Source organism: Acinetobacter sp. ANC_7513 (genome assembly GCF_056779915.1).
Window position 1 is genome coordinate 1 of record NZ_JBWYIW010000038.1, and the last position, 237, is coordinate 237.

Consider the following 237-nt stretch of genomic DNA (forward strand, 5'->3'; position numbering starts at 1 on the left):
CTGCTTGTACTGCCTCAGGTAACGCTGTCACTTTTGTTTGTGCTTCTGTTTTCGCAGCAAGTGCATCATCACGTGCTTGAGTCAGTGCAGTGAGTTCTGTTGGAGTGATGAGGCCATTGGCATTTGCATCGATCAGCGCTTGTTCCGCCGCAGCGTATGCTGCTTCTGCTGCCTCTACTGCTGCTTCAGCCGCTGTTAGAGCTTCACCAATATCATCAACAACACCATCTTCATCTT

1 protein-coding gene is annotated in these 237 nt (G+C 49.8%); it reads right to left on the bottom strand.

Annotation, left to right across the window (positions count from 1 at the left end; genetic code table 11):
* On the bottom strand, positions 1-237 hold a 237-nt coding region (locus tag AC1M9B_RS14440), incomplete at both ends, for a GA-like domain-containing protein (protein WP_481609345.1).